The sequence below is a fragment of the Sphingobacterium alimentarium genome (assembly GCF_004342685.1).
GTDB classification, from domain to species: Bacteria; Bacteroidota; Bacteroidia; order Sphingobacteriales; family Sphingobacteriaceae; genus Sphingobacterium; species Sphingobacterium alimentarium.
Map to the genome: position 1 here is coordinate 1 of NZ_SMBZ01000070.1, position 9,426 is coordinate 9,426.

The 9,426-nt window shown below is 38.1% G+C and carries 9 protein-coding genes; 4 read left to right on the forward strand and 5 right to left on the reverse strand.

Features of this window, described 5'->3' with window-relative positions; all coding sequences use genetic code 11:
- The 5 genes from EDC17_RS15960 to EDC17_RS15980 all read right to left on the reverse strand — a co-directional run.
- The coding region (locus EDC17_RS15960; protein WP_132779148.1) for a DUF4397 domain-containing protein at positions 1-678 on the reverse strand (678 nt) is incomplete at its 3' end.
- A gap of 314 nt (positions 679-992) precedes the next feature.
- A complete protein-coding gene (locus EDC17_RS15965) occupies positions 993-1,331 on the reverse strand; it encodes a DUF2853 family protein (protein WP_132779149.1) in 339 nt (112 codons plus the stop codon).
- Between the two features lie 133 nt (positions 1,332-1,464).
- Complete coding sequence (gene nhaA / locus EDC17_RS15970) at positions 1,465-2,637, reverse strand: Na+/H+ antiporter NhaA (RefSeq protein WP_132779151.1); 1,173 nt, start codon at positions 2,635-2,637, stop codon at positions 1,465-1,467.
- Positions 2,638-2,661: 24 nt separating this feature from the next.
- The gene (locus EDC17_RS15975) at positions 2,662-3,987 is read right to left on the reverse strand and encodes an ABC transporter permease (RefSeq protein ID WP_132779152.1); all 1,326 of its coding nucleotides are present in this window, start codon (positions 3,985-3,987) and stop codon (positions 2,662-2,664) included.
- A complete protein-coding gene (locus EDC17_RS15980) occupies positions 3,974-4,900 on the reverse strand; it encodes an ABC transporter ATP-binding protein (RefSeq protein WP_132779154.1) in 927 nt (308 codons plus the stop codon). The genes EDC17_RS15975 and EDC17_RS15980 overlap by 14 nt, the downstream gene beginning before the upstream one ends.
- 101 nt (positions 4,901-5,001) lie before the next feature.
- Between EDC17_RS15980 and yihA the strand changes: the two genes are divergently transcribed.
- The 4 genes from yihA to EDC17_RS16000 all read left to right on the forward strand — a co-directional run bounded on the left by yihA (position 5,002) and on the right by EDC17_RS16000 (position 9,394).
- The gene (gene yihA, locus EDC17_RS15985; protein ID WP_132779155.1) at positions 5,002-5,625 is read left to right on the forward strand and encodes a ribosome biogenesis GTP-binding protein YihA/YsxC; all 624 of its coding nucleotides are present in this window, start codon (positions 5,002-5,004) and stop codon (positions 5,623-5,625) included.
- Positions 5,622-6,485 (forward strand): UbiA-like polyprenyltransferase, encoded by an 864-nt coding sequence (locus EDC17_RS15990; RefSeq protein ID WP_132779157.1) that lies wholly within the window; start codon positions 5,622-5,624, stop codon positions 6,483-6,485. Before yihA ends, EDC17_RS15990 begins: the two co-directional genes overlap by 4 nt.
- Positions 6,486-6,566: 81 nt before the next feature.
- Entirely contained in the window at positions 6,567-8,978 is a 2,412-nt protein-coding gene (gene topA, locus EDC17_RS15995) for a type I DNA topoisomerase (protein WP_132779158.1), read from the forward strand.
- A gap of 2 nt (positions 8,979-8,980) precedes the next feature.
- Positions 8,981-9,394 carry a hypothetical protein gene (locus tag EDC17_RS16000; protein WP_132779160.1) on the forward strand — a complete coding sequence of 138 codons (414 nt, stop codon included), beginning with the start codon at positions 8,981-8,983 and terminating at the stop codon, positions 9,392-9,394.
- Positions 9,395-9,426 lie beyond the last annotated feature (32 nt).

Below are 9,426 nucleotides of genomic sequence, written 5' to 3' on the forward strand. Positions count from 1 at the left end.
ATAAACCAAAATTTCATATTCATTATTTGTCGTATTCTTAATGAGGACTATAGAATAGTGCATACGTACTTTCAAGTCGACTTCTTTTTCAGCCAGTACTTGGCCGGCCTGATTTTTTATGGAGATGCGTTTATTACCCGATGTATTCGAGGTAAATTTGTAATTATTGGCTACAAATGTATTGCCATCATATGCACGGTTGTCTATCACTTGAGTATCTCCAATAAATATATCCACATTGATTTTATCATGGGCAAGATTGAGGAATCGAAAAGCAGAATTCGTTTCCAGATTTGGCAACAGCGCGTCTTCAATCATACGCTGTCCGACTTTGTTTAGCTCTTTTGTATACACAAATGAAGTATACAATAGACTATCTTTTATCGAATAAGTGCTATCCACGATAATTTTATTGTCTGCATCAAAAGTCTGAATTTTCCTATTTCCCGGATACAGGTATACGAAATTTATTCCTTTAAAGCGTAAAGGGTTATTCATCGTCTGAATCAAATTGTTGTCCGCTCTATGAAGAATAAAATCGGATGCAGAATGCACATTAATCATCGTAAATCCAGCTTGCGGCACATTGGGACTATTTAGGTCATCTTTCAGGCAGCTAGACAACATGAAGGTGCTAAATAGTGAGATGAAAAATAACTTATAAATATGTTTATTCATTGTAATGTATTTTAGTAAGTTCTATACCGATAGAACGAATACATGTTGAGATTAGCTACAGCCAAAATAAAAAAGGGCACCTCGATGAGAGGGCACTGAAAAACTATCCACTAAAAAAGGGCTTATGAATTTTTATACTCATAAGCCCTTATCCTTTGTTTATTTGAATGCATTTAGCAACAACTCTTCAAATAATAGATTCTCAATGGGTTAAATATGTGCTTTTTTTTTTTTTTTTGATACTCAAATTTTTGAAGAGCACTTTTTCAGTGCCCTCCTCGATGAGGTGCCCTTTGTGGAATTTTATAGACTTACTATTTGTAAAGAGTCTCTTTTTTGAACTTCTTTACCAATAAAGCATAGACAATTACTCTATATTTATTTTTATTGGATTTGCCTACTTGTTCGATAACTTCTTCGATCCCTTTATCCAATTTTGAATCGTCCGCTAACCCTAATTTTTTAATTAAAAAGTTAGTTTTCAAGCGATCTATCTCCGCTTTATCCGTTGCTGCAATTGTTTCAGCGTCTGCATTGTAGATAGAGGGAACTAAACTTTTTGCTACCGCAGTAATAAGCGCATCACTCAAATCAAGTTTTAATTTTTTTGATTCAGCGATATAATTTGAAATTTTTTCTTCTAATTTACTCATTTCTATTAGTTTATTTTGGTTTTATAAATTCTGTTAATTTATATTTAAAGATAAAAAAAAATAATTTATCCGCACCAATCAACTAATTGTATTATTCTATATTGTAGTAATAATTCTATGTTAGCATAGTATTTTACACTTTCTTATTGTTTAATGAGCTTAGATAGAAATATCCCAACAAGCCTGCTAATATCGAAGCGGTTAATATCGCCAATTTAGCTTCCTCAATAAATAAGGGATCCGAAAAAGATAGCATAGATACAAATATAGACATGGTAAAACCAATACCTCCTAAAAGGCCTACACCAAATATATGCTTCCAGCCCGCAGCCTCTGGCAAAGCGGATAAACCAGATTTGACACAAATCCAGCAAGTGAATAAAATGCCGACTGACTTGCCCACTATAAGCCCAATGATGATACCTAATCCCATGTTGGAAGTAAGACCACCTAACATGTCATAACTCATTACAATGGCCGTATTGACGAATGCAAATAAAGGAATAATTATAAAATTCACGGGTTTGGCCAACATATGCTCCAGTTTTTCCAAAGGAGATTCCTGCGCGTCAGGCGTGGTAGGCAAAGTCATGGCTGTCAATACGCCGGCAATTGTCGCATGGATTCCAGAGTGATGGATAAAATACCACATAAAAACTCCTGGAATGACATAAGCTAGTATATTTTTTACACCCAACTTGTTGAAGGCCATCTGTAAGGCAAATATACCTCCAGCATATAATAGATAAGTATAATGTAATTCGGAAGAGTAGAATAGGGCAATCACCAAAATGGCTAATAAGTCATCAACGATTGCTAAAGCTGCTAAGAAAACTTTCAGGCTCGGTGGAACTCGTTTGTCTAGCATAGAAATCACCGCTAAGGCAAAAGCGATATCAGTTGCCATCGGAATACCCCAGCCATGTTGGGTTTCAGTGCCATAATTGAAGAGGGCATAAATACCCGCAGGTACCAAAGCGCCACCAATAGCCGCAATAATCGGTAAAGCTGCTTTCTTTGGAGAAGCCAATTCACCTTCTACGAGTTCGCGTTTGATTTCTAAACCTACCAAGAGAAAGAAAATTGCCATAAGTCCATCGTCTATCCATTGCTTGATGGAATAATTTAAATGAATGGATTCATTCTCAAAACCAACGCGTGTAGATAATAAGGAGATTAGGCCATCTCCCAATGGTGAGTTAGCAACTATTAATGCCAGTACTACACAGATAAATAGTAATATACCTCCACCGGTGCTGGATTCGAAAAATTCTTTAAAAGTACGTAGGTTGATAAGTTTTGACATAATATATTATATGGGTGAATGTAATTAACTTTTGTATTTAAACCATTTTATAAGTTCCTTGTAACTTGCTTTTTTGCCGTACATCAAAATGCCCACCCGATAGATGCGCGCAGCTATCCAAGTCGTGACAATAAAGCCGATTATAAGTAAAAGTGCCGAAACGACGATTTGCCAAGTCGGTACGCCGAAAGGGATCCGAACCAACATCGCAATAGGGGAGGTAAAAGGAATAAAGCTCAGCCAAGTAGCCACTGCGCCATGTGGATTATTAATCAACACGCCGAAAGAAAGGGCATAAGTCAGCAATAAAGGCATCGTAATGGGCATTGTAAATTGGCTGGCTTCTGTCTCGCTGTCTACAGCGGAGCCTACAGCTGCAAATAGGGCACTATATATTAAGTATCCACCCAAGAAGAAAATAAAGAAACAAACAATGATTTCCGTAAAATTAACGCTTTGCAACAGCTGAAATACTTCTGAAAATGTCTCGCCATTAAAAGACATCGGTTCAGACGCATTCATTTTCTGTCCTTGACTTTCCATCACGTGCGAAGTAAACTCTTCTTGTGAGACAAGTGAAGAGCCCACGACGGTGATTAAAAATATAGATACAATGATCCATAAGGCAAACTGGGTAAGACCCACAAGTCCAATTCCCACTATTTTACCCATCATCAATTGAAAAGGTTTGACCGATGAAATAATTACCTCAATGATTCTACTGCTTTTTTCTTCGATAATTCCCCGCATCACCTGTGATCCATACAAAAAGAGGGAGATGTAGACCAATATAGATAGTGCTAATGAAATAGCCATGGCGACCTCGGTGTTCGATTCTTCCGTCGTGCCTCCGTCTTTAATTTCTTTCGATTGGATCGAAACATTCGACTTGATGGACCGACGTACATCCTTCGTTATGCCGTAAGTTTCGTATTTTTTGTCCTTAATGATACTATTTAACGTATCTTTTATCTCTGCTTCAATAGATAGACTGGGCTTCTCATGCGAGAGAAAATCAACTTTCTCTGTAGCATAAAAATCCTTCGGAATATGTAGGATACTCATTTTGTCATCCTCTTTTGCACGAGAATTAATCTGCGTCGTCAAATCTAAATTCTCTTTAATGTAGGTTACATTTTTGGAGGAATTTAATTTTTCCATCACCTCTTGTGTTTCATCTACGATATAGACATAGGCATGTGTCTCATCAAAACTTTTTTTGGTGAGAAGAATCACACCTACATACATTCCGATGAAAAATAATGGAACCAGAAATGTGGTGAGTAAAAATGATTTTTTTCGAACCCGAGTAAGGTATTCTCTTTGTATGATTAATTTAATTTTGTTCATGGAGATGGCTGGTCTGGGTTACTTTTTCAATGAAAATATCATGGATAGTCGGAACTATTTCTTGCACCTGATAAATGTGTACATACGGAATGAGTTGTGTCAGCACATCATTTAATGCGTATTGGGGATGGATCTTGATTTTGATAGTATGCATGTCCTCTTGCGCCGTGAAAGCTAAAAGTTCGTACAGCACGTTTGTTTCAAGCTCTACCGGTAGATTGCCTTTATATTGTATGTGGTAGGTTTGGTTTTGATATTGTTTCTTGATGTCTTTAACAGCGCCATCAAGCACTTTTTTTGACTTATCTATTAAGGCAATATTATCACACAGCTCTTCGACAGTTTCCATCCTGTGGGTAGAATATATAATTGTAGCACCTTTTTTATTGAGTGCTAAAATCTCTTCTTGAATAATTTGGGCATTGACAGGGTCAAATCCGGAAAAGGGTTCGTCGAGAATAATGAGTTTGGGTTCGTGCAGCACTGTAGCAATGAATTGTACCTTTTGTTGCATACCCTTACTAAGATCTTCGATTTTTTTGTCCCACCAGGTGGAAATATCCAATTTGTCAAACCAATAGAACAAGCGATTTTTGGCTTCTGTTTTACTTAAGCCTTTGAGTTGGGCCAGATAAATCATCTGCTCACCAACCTTCATTTTTTTGTATAATCCCCTTTCTTCGGGAAGATAGCCGATTTGCTCAATATGTTTGGGAGATAATAATTCGTTGTCAAAATAGATGGAGCCAGAGTCTGGAGCCGTAATCTGGTTGATAATGCGAATCAATGATGTTTTTCCCGCACCATTAGGCCCTAATAAACCAAAAATTTTGCCTTCGGGGATATCCATAGAGATATCATCTAAAGCACGATGATTGGCGTATTGCTTTACAATATTTCTTAACGCTAACATACTGATGTAATAAGAGGACTAAATTAATAAAAAATCACAAGGATACACGAAGCAAGTTCGGTAGCTTTTACATTTGTTAAAATTAATTCTACCTTTGCTGTATGCTAGTAAAAACCGCAGAATTTGTTTGTAGCAATACCCAGGTCGATAAGTTGCCTGATCCTTATTTGCCCGAATACGCTTTCATTGGACGTTCTAATGTAGGTAAATCCTCATTGATCAATGCTTTGACTTCGCGTAAAAATTTGGCAAAAACTTCTCAACGCCCTGGAAAAACACAGTTGATCAACCATTTTATCATTAATGATAATTGGTATTTGGTCGATTTACCGGGCTATGGCTATGCACAGACTTCCAAAAAAAATAGAGCAGACTGGGGGAAATTTATTCGTCGATATTTAACTTCTCGCCCAAATCTGCAATGTATTTTTGTACTTATTGATTCACGATTAGAACCGCAGAAGATAGATTTGGATTTTTGTTGTTGGTTGGGGGAGAACGGTCTACCCTTTATGCTCATTTTTACAAAAGGGGATAAGCAATCCACAGTGAAATCCGACCAGAATATGGCCAAATTCAAAAGAGCCCTGTTAAAATGGTTTGAGGAAGTGCCTCAACGTTTTTTGACTTCAGCCGAAGATAAGGTAGGATTGGAACCGATCTTACAGACTATTGATGATATTAATGCTGGATTTGAGCGGCCGATTATTCAAGAAGAAATATGAAAAAATATATGTCTTTAGTGCTTTTTGCACATAGCATATTTGCATTACCTTTTGCTTTTATAGGATTTTTCTTGGCTGTAAGTACGATGAATTTTGAATTCAAATGGTCTCTTCTCGGACTTATGCTGGTATGTATGGTCACCGCGCGCAATGCGGCTATGGCTTTCAATCGCTATTTGGATCGTGATATTGACGCCTTGAATCCTCGTACAGCTGTACGTGATATTCCTGCTGGCCGGATCAGTCCTAAGCAAGCTCTTGCTTTTACACTAATTAATTGTGTGGTGTTTATAGTTGCCACTTATTTTATCAATCCCATGTGTCTGGCATTATCACCGGTGGCTTTATTTGTTGTGTTGTTTTATTCGTATATGAAACGCATCTCGCCATTATGCCATTTGGTACTCGGATTAGGGTTAGGTTTAGCTCCTGTAGGCGCCTATATGGTAGTGACTGGGCAGTTTGGTATTGTTCCTATATTTTACGGATTAGCAGTATTGACTTGGGTGAGTGGATTTGATATTATTTACGCACTTCAAGATGAAGAATTTGATAGAGCCAATGGCTTGAATTCCATTCCTGCGAATTTTGGAGGTGTCAAGGCATTGAAAATTTCTGAAGTACTTCATGTGCTATCCTTTATATTAGTCGTATTACCTGTATTTTATATTCCTGTAGGTTTGTTATATTATATAGGAGTGGCTTTTTATGGATTTCTATTGATTTACCAGCATCGGATAGTCAGCCCTACCGATTTGTCCCGTGTGGATAGGGCATTTATGACTACCAATGGTATCGCTTCTGTAGTATTTGCGGTATTTTATTTATTGGATATCGTCAGTGGACACTGGTTCTTTTAAGAGAATATTTTGGTTTATTGACAAAAAATATTGTCATTCCATTTTGAAATAATAATATTTGCACAAATCTTAACATATTAAATGGCTAAAAATTTATTAATTGTGGAGTCGCCTGCAAAGGCAAAAACGATAGAGGGTTATCTTGGGAGTGACTTTTTAGTGAAGTCAAGTTATGGGCATATTCGTGATTTGGTGAAAACCGATGATGCAATTGATACCGAAAATAAGTTCAAACAAAAGTATGAGGTTCCTTCGGATAAGAAGGCTGTAGTCAGTGAGTTAAAGAAATTAGCTAAAGAAGCAGAGACAGTATGGTTAGCATCCGATGAGGACCGCGAGGGAGAAGCTATTTCTTGGCACTTATTCGATACTTTAGGTCTCAAAGAAGACAAGACAAAACGTATCGTTTTTCACGAGATTACTAAACCTGCGATTCTTAAAGCCATTGAATCACCACGTAAGATAGATTATAATTTAGTAAATGCGCAGCAAGCACGCCGCGTATTGGACAGATTGGTGGGTTTTGAATTGTCGCCTGTTTTGTGGCGTAAAGTAAAACCATCACTTTCAGCGGGACGTGTGCAGTCCGTAGCTGTTCGTCTGATTGTAGAGCGAGAGCGTGATATTAATAAATTTAATGCAGAAGCGTCATTTAAGATTGTTGCTATTTTCAATACTGGCAAGGCAAGAGAATCATTTAAAGCTGAATTGCCACAGCGTTTTGCGAAAAAAGATGAGGCAGAGAAGTTCTTAAATGATTGTATCGAGGCGGCATATTCCGTAACTAATCTGGAGAAAAAGCCTGCAAAAAGAAATCCTTCTGCACCTTTTACCACTTCGACCTTACAACAAGAGGCAAGTAGAAAATTGGGCTATTCGGTAGCGCGTACGATGCAGGTGGCACAACGCTTATACGAAGCAGGGCATATCACCTATATGCGTACGGATTCCGTGAATTTATCGGATACGGCAATTCAAGGTGCACAAGATGAAATATTAAAAGCTTACGGCGAAAAATACCACAAAAAACGTCAATATAAAACGAAATCAAGCGGAGCACAAGAGGCTCACGAGGCTATTCGTCCTACATATTTTGCTAATCATTCCATCTCGGCAGAACCTTCAGAGGTGCGCTTGTATGAGCTGATTTGGAAACGTGCTATTGCCTCACAAATGAGTGAAGCAGAATTTGAGAAAACTGTTGCAAAAATCGCTGTATCAACGCGTAATGAAGAACTGACCGCGACAGGTGAGATCATGAAATTTGATGGTTTCCTAAAAGTTTATATGGAGTCATTGGATGACGATCAGGATAATACATTAGATGATGATACGGATAATACGCTATTACCGCCACTGGAAGTTGGTCAGTCATTGAACTTGACAGAAATGACGGCGACAGAGCGTTTCTCTAGACCTCCCGCTCGTTTTACAGAGGCTTCTTTGGTTAAGAAACTAGAAGAATTGGGTATTGGTCGCCCGTCTACTTATGCACCGACAATCTCTACGATTCAAAATCGTGGTTATGTCGTGAAGGAAGATCGCGACGGTAAGCCGAGAGACTATAAAGTTTTGACTTTGTCTTCGGGCAGCGTTGCAGAAGTCACAAAAACCGAAATGACAGGAGTGGAGCGCAACAAAATGTTCCCTACAGATATCGGTGTATTGGTGAATGACTTTTTAGTCGAACACTTTAAAGGTATCGTTGACTTTAATTTTACAGCGAAAGTAGAGCGTGAATTTGATGAAATCGCCCAAGGTAACAAAGAGTGGACGGATATGTTGGAAAACTTCTATCGCCCATTCCATCATGAAGTAGAAGATACGTTAGAAAATGCAGAGCGTGCTTCACATGAGCGTGAGCTAGGTGTAGATCCAGTTTCTGGAAAGCCTGTGAGCGTACGTGTCGGCCGTTTTGGCCCTTTGGTTCAGATTGGAGCGCAAGATGATGAGGAGAAACCTGTATTTGCATCCCTACGAAAAGGGCAGATGATTGAGACGATTACATTTGAAGAAGCTATGGAGTTATTCAAGCTTCCGAAAAAAGTGGGTGAATTTGAAGAAAAGGAGATGACCGTAGCGATTGGTCGCTTCGGACCATACATCCGTCACAATTCGGCTTTCTATTCTTTACCAAAAGGATTGGATCCATTGGATGTGACGCAAGAACAAGCGATTGAGATTATCAAAGAAAAACGCCAAAAGGATATAGAAAAAATCATTCGTGTATTTGATGAAAATCCAGAGGCACAAATAGAAAATGGACGTTGGGGACCTTTTGTACGTTTTGGTAAGCAAAATCTGAAAATTCCGAAAGGAACAGATGTGAATGCCATCACGTATGCAGATGTATTGAAATGGGCTGAAGAAGATCCGAAAGCACCAAAATCAAAAACGGCGGGAAAAACTACAAAATCTCCTTCTAAAAAGACAGGGGCTAAAAAAACAACAGCAAAGAAAAGTAGCACGAAGACTGCAACGAAAAAGAAATAAGAATGAAAAAAGATTTGCCTGTTAATATCGTAGAGGACATATCTATTGCAGTAGTATTGGAGAGCTCTACGCCAGAAGTCAAAAACTGGACAGTATATTTGGTGAATGAAAAAAACGAACTGCTCACCAATGTGCTGGTGTCGTCTAAAGGATATGGTATCAAAGACGGTCGTGAAGTGAAAACGACTACTCTGCGCCACTTTTTGGGAGATATCCAACCTAATAAGGCTGTTCAGATTGAAGCAATAGATGAGCAAGTATTTGGTTTGACCAACGAATATTGGTTGAGCTATTATATTGGAAATACAATTTACGACAAAAAATATATATTTCTTCCGGAGAGCATCGTGGATGAGAATTTATCCAAAGTTCCATTGGTAAATAAACCGGGTGTTATAATCGGAGGTAACAACTAAAAATGGTTCGAGAGAATTTTATTATAGCAATT

What these genes read in the sequence shown, in the direction of transcription:
- EDC17_RS15965 (WP_132779149.1), bottom strand. Translation starts at nt 1,331, where the DNA reads ATGAGTAAATTAGAAGAAAAAATTTCAAATTATATCGCTGAATCAAAA.
- EDC17_RS16000 (WP_132779160.1), top strand. Translation starts at nt 8,981, where the DNA reads ATGAAAAAAGATTTGCCTGTTAATATCGTAGAGGACATATCTATTGCA.
- yihA (WP_132779155.1), top strand. Translation starts at nt 5,002, where the DNA reads ATGCTAGTAAAAACCGCAGAATTTGTTTGTAGCAATACCCAGGTCGAT.
- topA (WP_132779158.1), top strand. Translation starts at nt 6,567, where the DNA reads ATGGCTAAAAATTTATTAATTGTGGAGTCGCCTGCAAAGGCAAAAACG.
- nhaA (WP_132779151.1), bottom strand. Translation starts at nt 2,637, where the DNA reads ATGTCAAAACTTATCAACCTACGTACTTTTAAAGAATTTTTCGAATCC.
- EDC17_RS15990 (WP_132779157.1), top strand. Translation starts at nt 5,622, where the DNA reads ATGAAAAAATATATGTCTTTAGTGCTTTTTGCACATAGCATATTTGCA.
- EDC17_RS15975 (WP_132779152.1), bottom strand. Translation starts at nt 3,987, where the DNA reads ATGAACAAAATTAAATTAATCATACAAAGAGAATACCTTACTCGGGTT.
- EDC17_RS15980 (WP_132779154.1), bottom strand. Translation starts at nt 4,900, where the DNA reads ATGTTAGCGTTAAGAAATATTGTAAAGCAATACGCCAATCATCGTGCT.